This window comes from Ralstonia sp. A12 (genome assembly GCF_000801955.1).
In the GTDB taxonomy this organism is placed as follows: Bacteria; Pseudomonadota; Gammaproteobacteria; order Burkholderiales; family Burkholderiaceae; genus Ralstonia.
This window is the reverse complement of record NZ_JSZO01000003.1, coordinates 212349-229536: the sequence shown is the minus strand read 5'-3', so window position 1 is coordinate 229536 and position 17188 is coordinate 212349. Positions and strand designations below refer to the sequence as shown.

The window sequence follows — 17188 nt, the reverse complement described above, 5'->3', positions numbered from 1 at the left end:
TTTTGCGCCTCCTATCTGCAGTCTCCTGGCAGTCTCCTGGCCGACTTCTTGCTCAACTCGCCCGACACGTTGGGCTTGCATCATGACGATACTCAGAGTTCTTGGCTCAGCCGCCGGCGGCGGCTTCCCGCAGTGGAACTGCAACTGCCGCAACTGCGACGGCGTGCGGCGCGGCACCGTGCGTGCGACCCCGCGCACGCAATCTTCCATTGCACTGGGCGATGGCCTGCGCAACTGGATCGTGGTGAATGCCTCGCCGGACATCCTTGCACAACTGCGCAACGCACCCGCGCTGCAGCCCGCGCGCACGCCACGCGACACGGGCGTCGTCGGCGTTGTGTTGATCGATGCGCAGATCGACCACGTGACCGGCCTGCTGATGCTGCGCGAGCACCGTCAGGCGCTACCGGTCTATGCCAGCGCCGCGGTCATCAGCGATCTGTCCACCGCCTTCCCGCTCACGCGCATGCTGTCGCACTACTGCGGGCTCGACACACGTGCGCTGGCGCTGGACGGCACGGCGTTCTCGGTACCCCCGCTCGACGATCTTGCACTGACGGCGGTCCCGCTGGAGAGCAAGGCGCCGCCCTACTCGCCCAGCCGCAACGCGCGTCGCGTAGGCGACAACATCGGCCTGCGTATCGTCGATCGAAAAAGCGGCCGGCGAGCGTTCTATGCGCCCGGCCTGGCCCGCATCGAGCCGCATGTTTTTGACGAACTGGGCGCGGCGGACGTGGTGCTGGTGGATGGCACCTGCTGGCACAACGACGAAATGCTCAGCCTCGGCTTCTCCACCAAGACCGCGGCAGACATGGGGCACCTGGCCCAGTCCGGCCCCGGCGGCATGATCGAAACGCTCGACCTGTTGCCCGCAACGCGCAAGATCCTCATCCACATCAACAACACCAACCCGATCCTCGACGAAGACTCGCCACAACGCCGCGAGCTCGACGCGCACGGCATCGAGGTGGCTTACGACGGCATGGAAATCTCGCTATGACACACCCTGTTGCCTGGACCGCCGACGAATTCGAAGCGCACCTGCGCGCGAAACAGGCTGGCTATCACATCCATCACCCATTCAACCTGCGCATGCGCGCGGGGGAATGCACGCCGGAAGAGATTCGCACCTGGGTGGCCAACCGCTTCTATTACCAGGTCAACATCCCGCTCAAGGATGCGGCCATCCTGTCCAATTGCCCGGACCGGGAAACACGCCGCGAGTGGATCGTGCGCATCCATGACCACGATGGCAACGCAGCGCAGCCGGGCGGCATTGAAAGCTGGGTGCGCCTGGGCGAAGCCGTGGGCCTGACGCGCGATGCGCTGTGGTCGCACCAGCACTTGCTGCCGGGCGTGCGCTTTGCCGTGGATGCGTACGTGAACTTTGCGCGCCGCGCACCGTGGCAGGAGGCGGTGTGCTCCTCGCTCACAGAGATGTTTGCGCCGGACATCCACAAGGAGCGGCTGGCCGGCTGGCCCGAGCACTACCCGTGGGTGCAGCCGGACGGGCTGGCGTATTTCCGCTCGCGCATTCCGCTGGCCTCGCGCGATGTCGAGCACGGACTGCGCGTGACGCTCGCGTATTTCCGCACGCCGGAGCAGCAGCAGCGTGCACTGGACATCCTGCAGTTCAAGCTCGACATCCTCTGGTCGATGCTCGATGCCATTCAACAGGCCCATGCCCATGACTGCGTTCCTGCCTGATCCCGGCCGCCCGACACTGCATCGGACCTTCCGCCTGCAGTGGGAAGACGTGCAGCAGAGCTGGGTGCTGCTCTACCCCGAGGGGATGGTCACGCTCAACGACAGCGCCGCCGCAATCCTGCAGCGCTGCGATGGCGCCCATACCCTCGATATGCTGATCGACGACCTGCAGACGGCGTTTGACGTGCAGGGCATCGCTCCGGAGGTCCACGCCTTTGTCAAACATGCATTCGAACGCGGCTGGCTTGTCTGAGGCGCCGCCACCTCTTGTTCCTGGGCCACCGCTCTGGCTGCTGGCGGAGCTGACCTATCGTTGCCCGCTGCATTGCCCGTTCTGCTCCAACCCGGTCGATTACACACAGCACGACCGTGAACTCAGCACCGAGCAGTGGTGCGATGTCTTCACACAGGCACGGGCGCTGGGTGCGGTGCAGCTTGGCCTGTCGGGCGGCGAACCACTGCTGCGCAAGGATCTCGAAACGCTGGTCGCGCACGCGCACGGGCTTGGGTTCTACGTGAACCTGGTGACATCGGGCGTCGGTTTGACCGATGAGCGGCTCGGCGCGTTGCGCGCTGCGGGGCTCGACCATATCCAGTTGTCGTTTCAGGATTCCACACGCGAGCTCAACGACTTTCTGTCAAGCACGCGCACGTTCGACCTGAAACGCCGCGTGGCCGACCTCATCAAGGCGCATGGCTACCCGATGGTGATGAACTGCGTGATGCATCGGCACAACCTGCCGCACGTGGGCGCCATCATCGACATGGCGCTGGAGATCGGTGCCGAATACCTGGAGCTTGCCAACACGCAGTACTACGGCTGGGCCTGGGAGAACCGCCTGGCATTGATGCCGACGCTGGAGCAGCTACGCGACGCTGAAGCCGTGGTGAATGCCTACCGCGCGCGCATCGGCAGCCGATGCCAGTTGCTTTACGTCGTGCCCGACTATTTCGAGCAACGCCCGAAGAAGTGCATGAACGGCTGGGGGACCACCTTCCTGGGCGTGGCGCCCGATGGCGTGGCACTACCCTGCCATTCGGCGCGCATGCTGCCGGGGCTGACGCTGCCCAACGTCCTCCATCAACCACTGCGAGACATCTGGCGCACCAGCGAAGCCTTCCAGCGCTTTCGCGGCACGCATTGGATGCCGGAGCCTTGCCAGTCGTGCGAGTCCCGCGAGGAGGATGCCGGTGGCTGCCGCTGTCAAGCCTATCTGCTGACCGGCGACGCCGCGCGCACAGACCCCGCATGCGGCCTCTCACCCGATCACGGCACACTGCAGACCGTTGTACTGCAGGGCCGCATGGCCGCGATGAACGGGTTCGGGCGGATGCGCGACACCCGCACCGGCGAGGTCCCCATCGTGTTCCGCACCGATGCCAATTCGCGCCGCCTGACACGGCCATAGCACGCTGCCATCAACAAACAGGGCCGGACAATGCCGGCCCTGCTCACCTGCCTGACGCGCGGAACATCAGGCGCCGGTGCTCAATACCCAGTTCACCAGTTGCTTCGCTTCGTCTTCCTTGAGGTTGGGATGCGGGGGCATCGGGATGCGGCCCCAGACACCCTTGCCGCCATCGCGCACCTTCTGCGCCAGGCGTGCGGGCGCTTCTGCGTCGCCCTTGTACTTGGCAGCCACATCGGCAAACGCGGGACCGACGATCTTGTTCTGCACGCTGTGGCATGAGAAGCAACCGTTCTTCTCGGCCAGGGCCTGCATATCGGGCGCGGCGTGGGCGGAGGCCGACGATATTGCTGCCGACACCAGCCCGAACAGCGAGATAACTCCATTGCGCATGATCACTTTCCAATACTCCATGACGCTGCAAATCGGTCGTACGGAGCCGTGCGCCGTTGGGAGCGCACAGCCCGATACGAGGCCGCTCAGTTCTTGTGCAGCTTGAACACCCAGACCGAACCACCCTGCTCCAGGAAGTTCACCCGCTTGGCTACTTCACCGCCCCACAGCGGCACAGCGCCACCCCAGCCCGACACCACGGCCACGAACTGCTCGCCGTTGTCTTCCCAGGTAACGGGCGGCGCCACGATGCCGCTGCCCGTCTGGAATTGCCACAGTTCCTTGCCGGTCTTGGCGTCAGCCGCCTTCAGGTAACCCTCGGGCGTGCCCCAGAACACCAGGCCGCCGGCAGTCGTCATCACACCGCCCCACAACGGCGCGTTGTTCTTGATCTGCCATTCGATCTTGCCCGTCTTCGGGTTGATCGCGCGCAGCGCACCGATGTAGTCCTCATTGAGCGGCTTGATAGTGAAGCCGGCACCCAGGTAGGCCGCGCCCTTCTTGTAGCTGATCGGCTCGTTCCAGATGTCCATGCCCCACTCGTTGGCGGGCACGTAGAACAGACCGGTCTGCGGGCTATACGCCATCGGCATCTGGTTCTTGCCGCCCAGGAAGCCCGGCTCGGCAAACACCGACTTGCCCTTCTTGTCTTCGCCCGTGGCTTCGGCAGGGTCCCCCGGACGATGGTCCGGTGCGTAGTTCGGCCTGCCGGTCTTGAGGTCGATGCTGGTGGCCCAGTTGACCTTCACGAACGGGAACGCGTTGAGCAGTTGGCCCGTCTTGGCGTCGTTCACATAGAAGAAGCCGTTGCGGTCTGCCTTGCCGCCGACGCGCTTGCCGTTCATATCGAAGGTGACGAACTCGTTCACGCCGTCGAAATCCCAGCCGTCATTCGGGGTGTTCTGGTAGTGCCAGATGATCTTCCCGGTGTCCGGGTCGATGGCCAGCGTGGACGACGAATACAGGTTGTCACCCTTGCGGATGTGGCTGTTCCACGGCCCCGGGTTGCCGGTACCGAAGTAGGCCAGACCGGTCTGCGGGTCATACGTGCCGCCCAGCCACGTCGATGCACCGCCGGTCTTCCAGGTCTCGCCGGGCCAGCTCGCGTTGAGCGTGCCGGTCAAGCCGTTCTCGGTCTTGTTGCCATCCTTGTCGTACTTGTAGCCCATGTGGCCTTCGACGGTCGGGCGCGTCCAGACCAGGTTGCCGGTCTTGGCATCGCGCGCTTCCACGCGGCCCACCACGCCGAACTCGCCGCCCGACACGCCGGTCAGCACCATGCCTTTCACGATCAGCGGTGCGGCGGTGCTGGAGTAGCCGGCGGCGTAGTCGTCGATCTTCTCTTTCCAGACGATCTTGCCAGTGTCCTGGTTGAGCGCGATCAGCTGCGCGTCGAGCGTGGAGAAGATGACCAGGTTGTCGTACAGGGCCGCACCGCGGTTGACGACATCGCAACAGGGCATGATGCCTTCAGGCAGGCGCTGCTCGTACTTCCACAGCTTCTTGCCGGTCTTCAGGTCGATCGCGTAGATGCGCGAGTACGACGCGGTCACGAACATCTTGCCGTTGTAGATCAGCGGCTGGGCTTCCTGCCCGCGCTGCTTCTCACCGCCAAACGAGAACGACCATGCCGGCACGAGCTGGCTGACGTTCTTCGTGTTGATCTTGGTGAGCGTCGAGAAGCGCTGCCCCTGCGTGCCCATGCCCCAGGTCAGCACGTCGCCCGACGATTTGGCGTCGTTCTCGATCATGGCATCGGTGACCGGGGGCGTCGCCGCGTGGACGGCAACACTCGCAGCCACCATGGCAGCCGCGAGCGCAATCACTCGTAGTGTCCTCATTGTTATCTCCTCTACCTATCGTTATGGTCCAGTTCCGGCAGTGTGATGTCACACCGGTTGGACCCAGGGCAAATCCCGTGCCATCGGAAAGCGCCGTGAAATCACGGTTTCAGGCGATGCACAGCGTGGTGTTGCGTGCCATACCGGAACACATCGTGTGTTCTGTTGCGAAATGGAACAGCGGGAACAGCGCAGTGCACACAGGTTGAGCGGGCGCCGCGCCGGCCTACATGGCGCGTTCGCGCCGGCCCGGCAGCATGCGCTGCACGCAGCGCTGTGCATCGAACCATTGATGCTTGATCACTCCCGCGACGTGCAGCACAACCAGGCCGAGCAGGAAATAGGCGGTCGTGCTGTGCACCGCGTAGAACATGTGCTGCAACGCGTCGTCGACCCAACCCCAGCGTGGCAGGGGCACACCCCAGAAACGCGTTCCGTACTGGTTGAACGAAGAGCCCAGATAGCCCGACAGCGGCATGACGACCATGCACATGTAGAGCAGACGATGCGTGATGCGCGCCAGCTCCATCTCCCAACAGTCGAGCCCGGGAATCGATGGCGGCGTAGCGCGGCGGATGCGCGTGATCAGGCGCCACGCAATTACCAGTGCCGCCGTGAGCCCGAGCGATTTGTGCAGGTTCACCCACGCTGCCTTGCCCGGTGCCCCCTTCGTCAGGCTGGTCATGTAGTACCCCAGCGAGAACAGGGCACACAGCAGCAACGCACTCACCCAATGCAGTGCGATCTGCAGACGCGTGTAGGTAACGGCAGCGCCCCGCATCAACGCGCCTGCGGGTCGGTTAGCGCGGCGCATCGAGGCTTCCCACCGAGGTTGGATACGTCACCACGCCCCACGGCAGCTTGTAGCCCTGGAGCGTATCGACCACCGCATGCTTCTGCGGGTCGATCACCTGCACGCTGTTCGAGCGGCCACAGGCCAGCAGCAGCTTCTGTGCATCCGGCGTGAAGCTGAAATGCCAGCAACGCTTGCCGACTGGAATGGTGGCCACCGGCGCAAAAGTGCGAGCGTCAAACACCTGCAGTTGATCCGCGCGACTGGCGGCCACCCAGAGGTACCGGCCCTCGCGATCGAACGCCACGCCATAGGGGCCCTGCCCGGTCGGCACCGTCTTGGTCGGCTTGAAGCCGGCATCGAGCAGCAACAGGTTGTTCGAGTTTTCCAGCGTCACGACATAGGTCTTGCCGTCGGGCGCGATCTTGATGCCGCGCGGCCGGTTGCCGAACGGCGACACATCCACCGACTGGATCTGCTTGAGCGTGGACAGGTCGTACACGCCCACCGTGTTGTCGCCCTCATTGGCCACCAGCAGCGTCTTGCCGTCGGGCGAGAACTCGATGGCCTCGGTCTCGCGTGCTGCCTTGATGCGGCCGACGACGGCCCATCGGCTGAGATCGATGATGGCCACCTCGGCTGGAGCATCATCCTTATCACTTTCCTGAGCCCCCTTCTTCGGCGGCCCGCCTGCCGACGAGGGTTCGTAAGTCACAAACGCCCGATGGCCATCCGGCGAGATCCGCATGAACTCGACATTCCTGCCGACTGCAATGCGCCTCACCTCCTTGCGAGTGCCAGTGTCGACCACTGACACGTCTGCGCTGCCCTGGTTGGCCATCAGCAGCCAGCGGCCGTCGGGAGTGACGGCCAGACCGCGCGGGTCCTTGCCGACCGCAATCTCAGCAATGGGCTGGAGCGCGCGCGCATCGAGCACGGTCACGCCACCACCCTGGTTGGTGACATAGGCGAGAGAATCGGGCACCTCGGCAGCCGCCTGGAGGGTGGACACCAAGCCCACGCAGATCAACGTGGCAATCCGGAGGTAGTAGGTCAATGTGTTCATGGTCGTCTCTTCTGCGGTGGGCTCAGTCCATGTCGGGGCTGGAGGCCTTGCCTCCAAACGAATACGTCAGGCCTATCCAGATCGCGCGCGGCGGTGCAGGCGTCATGAACTGCTGCGTCGCCAGGGTGTAGATGCTCCTGGTGCCCGACAGACCGTATGTGGAGTAGCGCCTGTTGAACAGGTTGCTGATGTAGGCCGAAATCTCCAGATGCTTCGTTGGCTTGTAATGCACATTGAGATTGACAACGCCGTATCCGCCCACCACGCCATTCGGGTCGGCATTGCTCTCGTTGCCGTGGGCAATTTGCTTGCTGACCAGGATCACGTTCCCGCCCACCGACAGGTTCGGACTGAATGCGTACGACGCGCCTAGCTTGAGCGTTTTGGCAGGAATGCCGGGGATCTTGTTGCCGCTGACCACGTTCTGCCCACTGGCCGTGGTGAATGCCGACTTGTAGATCGCATCGACATAGCCAAAGTTGGCCGACAGCGACAACTTGTCGATCTTCGTACTCGCGCCCAGTTCGATGCCGCGCCGCTCGGTCTTGCCAACGTTGGCGAAGTAGCCGTACGCGTTGGACGTGGCAATGAACTGAATGTCATTGCTGAGCCGCGAGTCGTAGACCGATGCACTCCAGTAGGTGGACTTGCCCAGCTTTCCACGCCCGCCAAACTCGATGGTCTTGGCAACCACGGCTTTCAGGTCAGGGTCGCCATTGAATCCGGTGGGCAGTGCGCAGGGGCTGTTGGGGTCGGCGCACGACAGTTCGATCGACGTCGGAGCGCGCATGGATTCGCTATAGCTCCCGAAAATGCCTTGGTGGTTTCCCAGGTCGTAGTTGAACCCGAGCGCGGGGTTGAAGCGCTGGTAGTGGTGCGAACCGGCAAGGCTGTTGGTTTCCGGGCCTGCCACGGCCCCTGCAGGAATACCGTTCGGGCTGGATGCGGCACCCGATCCGGAGTTTGCGTACCGATAGGCACCCAGGTAATCGGGGTTGTAGTACGACGTGCCCGATACGTTGTCCGTCCAGGTGTAGCCGCCGTCTTCGTTCAGGTACTGGCGATTGGTGCCACCCTGGTTGAGCGCGGTGTAGTTGAAGCTTCCCGATGCCGTCACACTCAGCTTTTCAGTCACGCTGAACGTATCGGTAAAGTACGCGCTGAAGTTGTTGACGTTGGACGACAGGTTGACCGCCCCGATGACGTTGCTGCCGGTAAACGACACGGGGTTCGATGCCGACGGCGCCAATCCGTTGGCGGTGAATCCATATTCCTGATTGGGGATCACCACCGTCTGGTAGTTGATCAGCCGGGCCAGATAGGTGGTCTGGTCATACGTGATACGGGAATGGTCAAACGCTCCGCCGATCGTGAACGTGTTCTTGTGCCCCGCCAGTTGGTCAAAGTTCGACCACTGCAGAGATGAGCCCACTGTGTCTTCATGCGTGACGGAATCAACAACGCTGGTGTTGATGGCATTGGTCCAGCGGCCGTAGCCCAGCGCCAGCGCGTTGGCACCGGTCACGGCGTTCGCCGCCGTGCCATTCGGTGCCTTGTTCGCGCACTTATAGGCGGCAATGCCACTGGTGGTTGCCAGCGAGCCGTCATCGTTGAAACAACCGTCGTCCAGTTGCGCATTGCTGTTGACGTTGTGCAGGTTGGCCTTGCGGTAATAGACACTACCGGCAAGCTGATTGCTGTCGTTCACCCAATGGCTGCCCTTCAGGTTCAGAAGCGCCATTCGATTCGAGATGGTGTCGGGCCACGTATAGGCGGCGCTGCGGTTGGCCATCATGTCCATCGGCAGCGACTGCGTGCCGCTCAGCGACGTATCTGCGAGTGCCGCGGACAGTTCCAGCTGAGTGGCGCCGTCGTTGCCGTGCCACCGCGCCTTTCCATAGAGCTGCTTCACCTCGGAGCCGGAGTGGTCACGAAAACCATCCTGCTTGTCGAAGTTGCCGGCAACGAAGTAGTCGATGCTGTGCGCCTTGTCGACACCGCCTGTCTCGAAGCTCACGGCCTTGCGGCCGAACGAGCCGCCCAGCGTCTCGATCGACGTGCCGGGGTTGTCCTTGCCGTTCTTGGTGTTGACGACGAGCGCCCCGCCCAGCGTATTGAGTCCGAACATCGGGTTGGAGCCCGGCAGGATGTTGACGCTGGACATCGCGTTCATGGGAATGAGATCCCAGTTCACGATCGAACCGAACGGCTCGTTCATCCGCACGCCGTCAAAGTAGACCGACACCCCGATGGGCACGCCCAGCAGCGAAGACACCTGGAACCCGCGGTAGTTGATGTCGTTCTGGTACGGATTGCCAGACCCGTTGCTGACGCTGACCTGGCCGAGGCTGTCGTTCAGCAGGTCGGCCAGGTTCGAGCTGCGTTGTTCGCGGGCATCCTTTGCGCTGACGCGTTGCGCGTTGGCAGGAAACTGCGATAGCGGAATGCCGATGCTGTCGATCGGTGTCGATCCGACCACCTCGGCGGCGGGCAGCGCCACTGCGATGATCTGGTCCTCGGCAAACGTCGGAGCGTGAAGCCCTGCAGCAACGAGCGCCAACACCCCACCGCTCAGACGAGGTACGGCCTTGCACGGACGGCTGATATTCGAATGCACCGCAGTGTCTCCCAGATGTCTCTCTCTCGCCGCCCGCGGGTATGCAGAGGCGTGGCGATGCTTATTCCTGCTCAGGAATCAGCGGCAATGGGGTAGACACCTGCGCGCATTGCGGCAGTGCGTGTGGTTGGCGCATGGCCATGTCTCCTCTTCTCTTTTTTGTTTGCCTGCGAAGTCATTGCCGCGCAGGTCAGCGGCTGGCGCGCGGGTGTCGATGACCGCGCGCCAGCTGCGTCCAGCTACACCATCAGAAGAAGCCGAGCGGCTTGGTGTCGTAGCTCACCAGCAGGTTCTTGGTCTGCTGGTAGTGGTCGAGCATCATCTTGTGGGTCTCGCGGCCCACGCCCGACTTCTTGTAGCCACCGAAGGCCGCGTGCGCCGGATACAGGTGGTAGCAGTTCGTCCACACACGCCCAGCCTTGATGGCACGGCCCACGCGGTAGGCGCGGTTGATATCACGCGTCCACAGGCCGGCGCCCAGGCCGAACTCGGTGTCGTTGGCGATCTGCACGGCCTGCGCTTCGTCCTTGAAGGTCGTCACGGCAATCACCGGGCCGAAGATCTCTTCCTGGAACACGCGCATGCTGTTGTTGCCCTTGAGCAGCGTCGGCTTGATGTAATAGCCCTTGGAGAGATTGCCGGGCAGCACTTCCACATCGCCGCCCACCAGGCATTCGGCGCCCTCTTCCTGCGCGATTTCCAGGTAGCTGCGGATCTTGTAGAACTGCTGCTCCGAGGCTTGCGCGCCGACCATCGTGTCGGTGTCCAGCGGGTCACCGCGCTTGATGGCGGCCACCTTGGTCATCACCGCATCCATGAAGCGGCTGTAGATGGATTCCTGCACCAGCGCGCGCGACGGGCACGTGCACACTTCGCCCTGGTTGAAGAAGCCCAGCACCAGGCCTTCGGCGGCCTTCTCGATAAAGCTCGGCTCGGCCTGCATGATGTCTTCAAAGTAGATGTTGGGCGACTTGCCTCCCAGCTCCACCGTCGACGGGATGATGTTGTCGGCCGCGCACTTCATGATGTGCGAGCCCACCGGCGTCGAGCCTGTGAACGCAATCTTGGCGATGCGCTTGCTGGTGGCGAGTGCCTCGCCCGCTTCCTTGCCGTAGCCGTGCACGACGTTCAGCACACCGGCCGGCAGCAGGTCGCCAATCAGCTCCAGCAGCACGCAGATGCCCAGCGGCGTCTGCTCGGCGGGCTTGAGCACGACGCAGTTGCCGGCAGCGAGCGCGGGCGCCAGCTTCCAGGCGGCCATCAGCAGCGGGAAGTTCCACGGGATGATCTGTCCGACCACGCCCAGCGGCTCGTGGATGTGATACGCCACCGTGAACTCGTTGATCTCCGCTGCCGAGCCTTCCTGCGCGCGGATGCAACCGGCAAAGTAGCGGAAGTGGTCGGCCGCTAGCGGGATGTCCGCGTTCAGCGTTTCGCGCACGGGCTTGCCGTTGTCCCACGTCTCGGTCACGGCCAGCAGTTCAAGGTTCTGCTCAATGCGGTCGGCAATCTTGAGCAGAATCAGCGAGCGGTCCTGCACCGAGGTGCGGCCCCAGGCATCGGCAGCTGCATGCGCGGCGTCGAGCGCGCGCTCGATGTCTTCAGCCGTCGAGCGCGGGAATTCGGCAATCACTTCGCCCGTGACCGGGGTGGTGTTGGTGAAGTACTGGCCCTTGACCGGCGATACGAATTCGCCGCCAATGAAGTTGCCGTAGCGCGACTTGAACGAAACGATGGCGCCGGGAGTGCCGGGGTGAGCGTAACGCATGGGTTGTCTCCTGATGTTTGCGTGATGACGTCAGCGTCGTGGTCTTGCGCTGTGTCTGCCCGTCATCTGCAAAACCCGGGCCATCCCCTGCGATGGATGTTTCATCCCCTCTGAATCGACTGTTCACCCGAGCCTGCTCGCGGAACTGCTCCAGAATGGAACACCGGGTGTTGCAAAGCTCAACGCCTCATTGCAGGAACACCCGATGCTGTCGCATGCGGACACACTGTGCGCATGGCATGACTTTCGCAACGCCAGCCGTTCATCCGAACCCACAAGGCACCCGATGAGAACGGCCCCACTTCATGCCGCCGCTGCCGCGCTGACCGTTGCGTGCCTGTCCTGGCCAGCACGGGCAGACACGAACACCGACCCCGCAAACTCACCGCTTTGGCCGACGATTCATCAGGAGGTGTTCGGGGCGGCGCACGCCGCCTTTGACAGCAGCATCAAGATCACCGGGCCAGCGTTTGCGGAAGATCCCATGCAGGTGCCGATTGCGTTCGATGCGTCGGCGCTGGGCAAGGTCGAGCGCATCATCGTCGTGGTGGACCGCAACCCGATCCGCAAGGTGCTGGAGTTCGAGCCGATGCGCGCGCGCCCGGCGCTGTCGTTCCGGTTCAAGCTGCAGGAGGCATCGCCGGTGCGCGTGGCGGCGCGCACGCAGGACGGCATCTGGCACGTCGGCACCATGCAGGTGGACGCCACCGGCGGCGGATGCACGCTGCCCGGCGCCACGCGCAAGGACGCCACCTGGAGCACCACGCTGAACCAGGTCGAGTCGCGCGTATTTCCCGGCTTCAATGGCGCGGGCAGCCGCATCCGCCTGCGCGTGATGCATCCGATGGACACGGGCCTGGTGGCGGGCATCCCCGCCTTCCACATCGAACGGCTCGACCTGCTCGACGCCAAACGCCAACCCATGCTGCGGCTGGCGCTGTACGAGCCGGTGGCCGAGAACCCGATCCTCTCCTTCGACCTGGACGGCCCCGTCGATCACGGCATCAGCGTGGCGGGCGTCGACAACAACGGCAACCGCATCCGCGCACAGGTGACACGATGAGCCGACGGAACCGACGGTTTGGCCTCCTGCTGTGCCTGACGATGTTGACCGCCATCGCACAGGCACAGGGGCTCGACTATCACCTCGTGCCGCGCGCCGTCGCACCCGACGTCTGGGTGCTGGAAGGCGCCAATGCGGATTTCTCGGCGCGCAACGGCTGCAACATCATCAACACCGGTTTCATCGATACCGGCAATGGCGTGCTCGTCATCAACACCGGGCCCTCGGCGCTGTACGGTGAGCAGCAACGCCAGGCCATCCGCAAGGTCACGTCGGCACCGGTGCGCTGGGTGTTCAACCTGAACCTGCACCCCGACTACTTCTTCGGCAACCAGGCCTATGCCGATGTTGGCGCGCAGGCACTGCCGGGCACCATTGCCGGTGCGCAGCGCGAAGGTGCGGCCTATGCCGACAACCTCTACCGCATCTGCGGCGACTGGATGCGGAACACGGTATCGACGCCGCCCAGCCAGCCGTTGACGCCCGGAAAACACACCCTGGGGCACCATCGCATCGACCTCATCCGGCTTGATGGGCATACCGACGACGATCTCGTGCTGGTGGATCGAACCAGCGGCGTGGTCTTCGCGGGCGGCATCGTCTTTCGAGATCGGATTCCCACCACGCCGCACGCCAACATCGCGCATTGGCTGACGAGTCTCGACCAGCTTGAGCACATCGTGGCCGAGAGCCAGGCGCGTGTGCTGATCCCCAGCCACGGCCCGGCGCGCGGCAAGGCGGACGCCATCGCCCAGACACGCCAGTACCTGCTCTGGCTCGATGCGCGCATGCGCCGCGCGGCAGAAGCAGGACGCGACCTGGCCGAAGTGCTTGCGATGCCGGTCGACGCGCCTTATGCGCAGTGGGGCGGCATGCCTGCGGAGTACGTGCGCAACGTGACCCGCTTCTATCCACGCTATGAGAACGCCGCGCTGGCGCCCTGACATGGCGCCAGACCTCGCCCGGCGACACTGGATGCGCATGATGCTCGCGACCGCACTCAACCCGGCCCTGACCGCATCCGCTGCGCCCGCGCATGTCACGCTCTTGCGCCTGCAGGATGGCCTGTACGCCGCGCGCGCCGACAACGCTGAGGCCTCGCGCGCCAACGCCGGGGAAGTCGTGCCGACGCTGGTGCACGTCACCGGCAACGGCGTGCTGGTGGTCGACCCAGGCCCGCATGCGCGATGGGGCGATCGGCTGATCGCCGCCATCCGGCACATCACCGCAGAGCCCATCCGCTGGGTGGTCAACACGCACGCCCACCCTGAACACGTGCTGGCCAACGCGGTCTTCGCGCAACTGCAGCCGCACCCTGCCTTCCTGGCGTCGGCTGCCACGGCCAGTCTGATGCGGCAGCGCTGCGAGACCTGCCTGGCCCGGCTGACCGCCATGCTGGGCGAGCCCATCATGCACGAGACGCAGATCGTGATTCCCGAACCCGCATTGCGCGATGGCGATTGGCTGCACACCGGCAAAACCGCATGGCAAGTCCACGTGTACGCCGCAGCGCATAGCGCGTCGGACACGGTGTTGTACGCGCCGCAGCGGCGCGTGCTGTGCGTGGGCGGGCTGGCCTATCGGCAGCGCGTTCCGGACTTGCAGGAAGGCTCGCTGGTTGGATGGCGGCAAGCACTGCGTGCGCTTGCCCAGCTACCGGCCAGCATCGTCGTCGGCACGGCCGTCGGCACGCCCGCGCAGACACTGCATCCGACGCTGTCCTATCTCGACGCGCTCGACAGCGCGATCACCCAAGGCATCGAAGCCGGCGGAGATGCCGCCCGCGCGCTCGACTACGTTCCGGGCGACGCCTATCGCGACTGGCGCAACTTCCACCCTCGCCATGCGCTGAACGTCGGGCGCGCCTGGCGCGAACTGGAAGACCGTTGGATGCAGAACGCGCCGCCCGCTTGACAGCATCACCCCTGCTCCATTGCTGAGCAGACGCCGGACAGGTGTTGCACCGACTGTCCCGTCACGCCACACCGCCCACTCGGGCTTGAGTGCCCGCAAACGTTATTCAACGGCTTGCAACGCCTTGCAATGCACCGCGAACAGCCATCAGCGCCGTGGTACGCATATTGCAAAGTCCCGGCCGGCGTTGAGCGCACCCCCGCGCATTCAGCGCCGACATCAAATGCGTCTGAGCCAGATCCACAGGACGCATCACACAACGACAATACGGAGACAACATGCAGAACACACGCCTTCGACCCTGCGCCCTGGCGGCTCTTGCGGTCACCCTCGGTTGCGCCGCGAGCGGAGCCCTCGCGCAATCGTCCGTCACGATCTACGGCACCGTCGATGCCGGGGTCCAGTATCAGAACAAGAGCGCAGCCGGCGGCAGCATCACGGAGCTGCACTCGGGTGGCATCAGCCCCAGCATCTGGGGCCTCAAGGGTGTGGAAGACCTGGGCAGCGGCCTGAAGGCCAACTTCAACCTCGAAGGCCATTTCAGCAGCGACACGGGCACGATCACGACCGGCCCCGGCTTCAGCTCAGAACTTTTCCGCCGCCAGGCGAATGTCGGCCTCAGCGGCAACTGGGGCGCAATCACGCTGGGCCGTCAATACAGCCCCGCCCTCATCGGCACGATCGGCACCGAGGCGCGCGGCTTCAAGGAGCAGTTCTCGAACCTGTACGGCTGGGCGTATAACCAGCTCCCCGCCCCTGGCAACGCAATGGGCGCCGGCACGAACCCCGGCAACGACGTGGGCGTGTTCATCGGCAACGCGGTGCAGTACGCCAACAACTTCGGCCCGGTTTGGGTGGGCGTTGCGTACTCGCTGGGCGAGTCGGCAGGCAGCTTCAAGCGCGGCAATGAACTCTCGTTGGGAGCCACCTACACGGGCCCGGTGACGGTTGGCCTCGGCTATCAGTCGACGTCCGACAGCGGCTCGGGTGAGACCCTCAGCCGGCTGTGGAGCGCAGGCGTGGCGGTGCCGTTCGGCGCCCTCACAGGCAAGCTGAACTACATCGGCGTCACCAACAACGCGCCATCCGGGGCACGCGTTTCCGACGTCAAATCGATCGGCGTGGGGCTCGACTACAAATGGAGTGCCGCCAATACCGCCACGCTAGCCGGCTACTACAGCAAGTACGAAAGCAGCACGCACGACAGTTCCACCAAGTCGGTCGTGTTGAGCAACGACTACGCGTTCTCCAAACGCACCACGCTGTATGCGCAGCTCGTGTACGTGGATGCGGGCGCCGTTGGCACGGCGGATCCGCTGGAAAGCCTGAAGACCTCGATCGTTGCCGGCGGCACGGCACCAGGCGCGAAGACGATGCTGGTGGGTGTGGGCTTGAAGCATTCGTTCTGAGCAATGCAGAGCCAGGAACGACCCCTGGCTCCATCCTCTTTCCGCTGAGAAAGACGCCTCACCATGCTGCTTGCAGTCCATGGCGAGGCACAAGACAACCATTGTCCGAACGCAGCATCCCTCCCCGCGGACACGAGTCCTGACGCAGCGCATGGTCTGCGCGCACGATACGCGCTACGCTCACGCATCCTCAACGTCACGATTCACGTCTGCCATGGCCACCCGGCAGGCTTTCATTGGAGGTCCCGTTGATACGCGTCCTGCCTGCCGTCGTCCTGGGCACGCTCAGCCTGATCCTGCTGGCGCTGAACACGCTGTTCTGGAGCGTGCCGCTGTTCACGCTGTCCGCACTCAAGCTGCTGGTGCCAGCCACCGCGGTGCGCCGCCGGATCGACCCCATGCTCAATTGGGTCGCCACGCGCTGGATCAGTTGCAACGACGTCTGGATCGGCCTGCTGCAACGCAAGCCGTGGACGGTAGTAGGCGCCGGCGACCTGCGCTACGCGGGCTGGTACCTGGTCAACTGCAACCATCGGTCGTGGGTCGACATCTTCGTGCTGCAGCGGGTGCTGAACCGGCGCATCCCGCTGCTGAAGTTCTTCCTCAAGCAACAGCTGATCTACGTGCCGGTAATCGGCCTGGCCTGGTGGGCGCTGGATTTCCCGTTCATGCGGCGGCATTCCAAGGCGGCTCTACGCAAACACCCCGAGCTGCGCAACCAGGACCGCGAAACCACCCGCCGCGCCTGCGCCAAGTTCGCCCACGTGCCGACCAGCGTCATGAACTTCGCGGAAGGCACGCGCTACACCCCCGCCAAGCACCAGGCGCAAGCCTCGCCCTATCGTCACCTGCTCAAGCCCAAAGCCGGCGCACTGGCGCTGACGCTCAATGCCATGGGCGGGCGGTTCCAGTCGCTGCTCGACATCAGCATCGCGTATCCAGACGGCACACCCAGCTTCTGGCTACTGGCCAGCGGCCAGCGGCCAGGCCGGCCGGGTGATGGTGCATATCCGCGAGTTACCGATCCCGCCGGATTTCTGCACCAGCGACTACAGCACCGATTCCGCCTTCCGCAGCGACTTTCACCGCTGGCTCGCCCAACTCTGGGATGAGAAGGACCGACAGATCGAAAGCATGCTCACGCAGGCGGCAAATCGGGCGGGGTGATGTCCGCATCGGTGCTGTCACGCTGGGCGACCAAAGCGGCA

At 64.1% G+C, this 17188-nt stretch carries 14 protein-coding genes and 1 pseudogene; 9 read left to right on the top strand and 6 right to left on the bottom strand.

The annotated features are described in order from the left end of the window. Positions 1–82: 82 nt before the first annotated feature. The 4 genes from pqqB to pqqE are packed head-to-tail and all read left to right on the top strand — an operon-like array spanning position 83 to position 3116. Positions 83–1000, top strand: coding sequence for a pyrroloquinoline quinone biosynthesis protein PqqB (gene pqqB, locus PI87_RS07595; RefSeq protein WP_039597096.1), 918 nt, complete (start codon positions 83–85; stop codon positions 998–1000). Then, positions 997–1707: a pyrroloquinoline-quinone synthase PqqC gene (gene pqqC / locus PI87_RS07590; RefSeq protein ID WP_039597095.1), complete on the top strand. Its 711-nt coding sequence runs from the start codon at positions 997–999 to the stop codon at positions 1705–1707. Before pqqB ends, pqqC begins: the two co-directional genes overlap by 4 nt. After that, positions 1688–1960 (top strand): pyrroloquinoline quinone biosynthesis peptide chaperone PqqD, encoded by a 273-nt coding sequence (gene pqqD / locus PI87_RS07585; protein WP_039597130.1) that lies wholly within the window; start codon positions 1688–1690, stop codon positions 1958–1960. The genes pqqC and pqqD overlap by 20 nt, the downstream gene beginning before the upstream one ends. Then, a complete protein-coding gene (gene pqqE / locus PI87_RS07580) occupies positions 1932–3116 on the top strand; it encodes a pyrroloquinoline quinone biosynthesis protein PqqE (RefSeq protein WP_039597094.1) in 1185 nt (394 codons plus the stop codon). Before pqqD ends, pqqE begins: the two co-directional genes overlap by 29 nt. A gap of 66 nt (positions 3117–3182) precedes the next feature. Here pqqE and PI87_RS07575 read toward each other — a convergent pair whose 3' ends face one another. The 6 genes from PI87_RS07575 to exaC form a co-directional block, all read right to left on the bottom strand. Further along, complete coding sequence (locus PI87_RS07575) at positions 3183–3515, bottom strand: c-type cytochrome (protein ID WP_039597129.1); 333 nt, start codon at positions 3513–3515, stop codon at positions 3183–3185. A gap of 80 nt (positions 3516–3595) precedes the next feature. Next, positions 3596–5350: a PQQ-dependent methanol/ethanol family dehydrogenase gene (locus PI87_RS07570; protein ID WP_039597093.1), complete on the bottom strand. Its 1755-nt coding sequence runs from the start codon at positions 5348–5350 to the stop codon at positions 3596–3598. Between the two features lie 226 nt (positions 5351–5576). Further along, positions 5577–6164 carry a cytochrome b gene (locus tag PI87_RS07565; protein ID WP_039597092.1) on the bottom strand — a complete coding sequence of 196 codons (588 nt, stop codon included), beginning with the start codon at positions 6162–6164 and terminating at the stop codon, positions 5577–5579. Next, positions 6151–7209, bottom strand: coding sequence for a beta-propeller fold lactonase family protein (locus PI87_RS07560; protein WP_039597091.1), 1059 nt, complete (start codon positions 7207–7209; stop codon positions 6151–6153). The genes PI87_RS07565 and PI87_RS07560 overlap by 14 nt, the downstream gene beginning before the upstream one ends. A 22-nt stretch (positions 7210–7231) precedes the next feature. Next, complete coding sequence (locus PI87_RS07555) at positions 7232–9826, bottom strand: TonB-dependent receptor domain-containing protein (RefSeq protein ID WP_039597090.1); 2595 nt, start codon at positions 9824–9826, stop codon at positions 7232–7234. A gap of 247 nt (positions 9827–10073) precedes the next feature. Beyond that, positions 10074–11594 carry an acetaldehyde dehydrogenase ExaC gene (exaC, locus tag PI87_RS07550; protein ID WP_039597089.1) on the bottom strand — a complete coding sequence of 507 codons (1521 nt, stop codon included), beginning with the start codon at positions 11592–11594 and terminating at the stop codon, positions 10074–10076. A gap of 286 nt (positions 11595–11880) precedes the next feature. On the opposite strand from exaC, the gene PI87_RS07545 reads away from it, so the two are divergent. From PI87_RS07545 to PI87_RS07525, 5 genes and pseudogenes are all read left to right on the top strand, one after another. Beyond that, a complete protein-coding gene (locus PI87_RS07545) occupies positions 11881–12657 on the top strand; it encodes a quinoprotein dehydrogenase-associated SoxYZ-like carrier (protein ID WP_039597128.1) in 777 nt (258 codons plus the stop codon). Next, positions 12654–13601: a quinoprotein relay system zinc metallohydrolase 1 gene (locus PI87_RS07540; protein ID WP_039597088.1), complete on the top strand. Its 948-nt coding sequence runs from the start codon at positions 12654–12656 to the stop codon at positions 13599–13601. The genes PI87_RS07545 and PI87_RS07540 overlap by 4 nt, the downstream gene beginning before the upstream one ends. A gap of 40 nt (positions 13602–13641) precedes the next feature. Continuing rightward, on the top strand, positions 13642–14571 hold the full coding sequence (locus PI87_RS07535) for an MBL fold metallo-hydrolase (RefSeq protein ID WP_039597127.1): 930 nt from the start codon (positions 13642–13644) through the stop codon (positions 14569–14571). A 278-nt stretch (positions 14572–14849) separates the two neighbouring features. Beyond that, a complete protein-coding gene (locus PI87_RS07530; RefSeq protein WP_039597087.1) occupies positions 14850–15980 on the top strand; it encodes a porin in 1131 nt (376 codons plus the stop codon). Positions 15981–16228: 248 nt separating this feature from the next. Further along, a pseudogene (locus PI87_RS07525) lies at positions 16229–17147 on the top strand (acyltransferase). Positions 17148–17188 lie beyond the last annotated feature (41 nt).

What these genes read in the sequence shown, in the direction of transcription:
- pqqC (WP_039597095.1), top strand. Translation starts at nt 997, where the DNA reads ATGACACACCCTGTTGCCTGGACCGCCGACGAATTCGAAGCGCACCTG.
- PI87_RS07565 (WP_039597092.1), bottom strand. Translation starts at nt 6,164, where the DNA reads ATGCGCCGCGCTAACCGACCCGCAGGCGCGTTGATGCGGGGCGCTGCC.
- pqqD (WP_039597130.1), top strand. Translation starts at nt 1,688, where the DNA reads ATGACTGCGTTCCTGCCTGATCCCGGCCGCCCGACACTGCATCGGACC.
- PI87_RS07570 (WP_039597093.1), bottom strand. Translation starts at nt 5,350, where the DNA reads ATGAGGACACTACGAGTGATTGCGCTCGCGGCTGCCATGGTGGCTGCG.
- PI87_RS07560 (WP_039597091.1), bottom strand. Translation starts at nt 7,209, where the DNA reads ATGAACACATTGACCTACTACCTCCGGATTGCCACGTTGATCTGCGTG.
- PI87_RS07535 (WP_039597127.1), top strand. Translation starts at nt 13,642, where the DNA reads ATGCTCGCGACCGCACTCAACCCGGCCCTGACCGCATCCGCTGCGCCC.
- PI87_RS07540 (WP_039597088.1), top strand. Translation starts at nt 12,654, where the DNA reads ATGAGCCGACGGAACCGACGGTTTGGCCTCCTGCTGTGCCTGACGATG.
- pqqB (WP_039597096.1), top strand. Translation starts at nt 83, where the DNA reads ATGACGATACTCAGAGTTCTTGGCTCAGCCGCCGGCGGCGGCTTCCCG.
- exaC (WP_039597089.1), bottom strand. Translation starts at nt 11,594, where the DNA reads ATGCGTTACGCTCACCCCGGCACTCCCGGCGCCATCGTTTCGTTCAAG.
- pqqE (WP_039597094.1), top strand. Translation starts at nt 1,932, where the DNA reads ATGCATTCGAACGCGGCTGGCTTGTCTGAGGCGCCGCCACCTCTTGTT.
- PI87_RS07545 (WP_039597128.1), top strand. Translation starts at nt 11,881, where the DNA reads ATGAGAACGGCCCCACTTCATGCCGCCGCTGCCGCGCTGACCGTTGCG.
- PI87_RS07530 (WP_039597087.1), top strand. Translation starts at nt 14,850, where the DNA reads ATGCAGAACACACGCCTTCGACCCTGCGCCCTGGCGGCTCTTGCGGTC.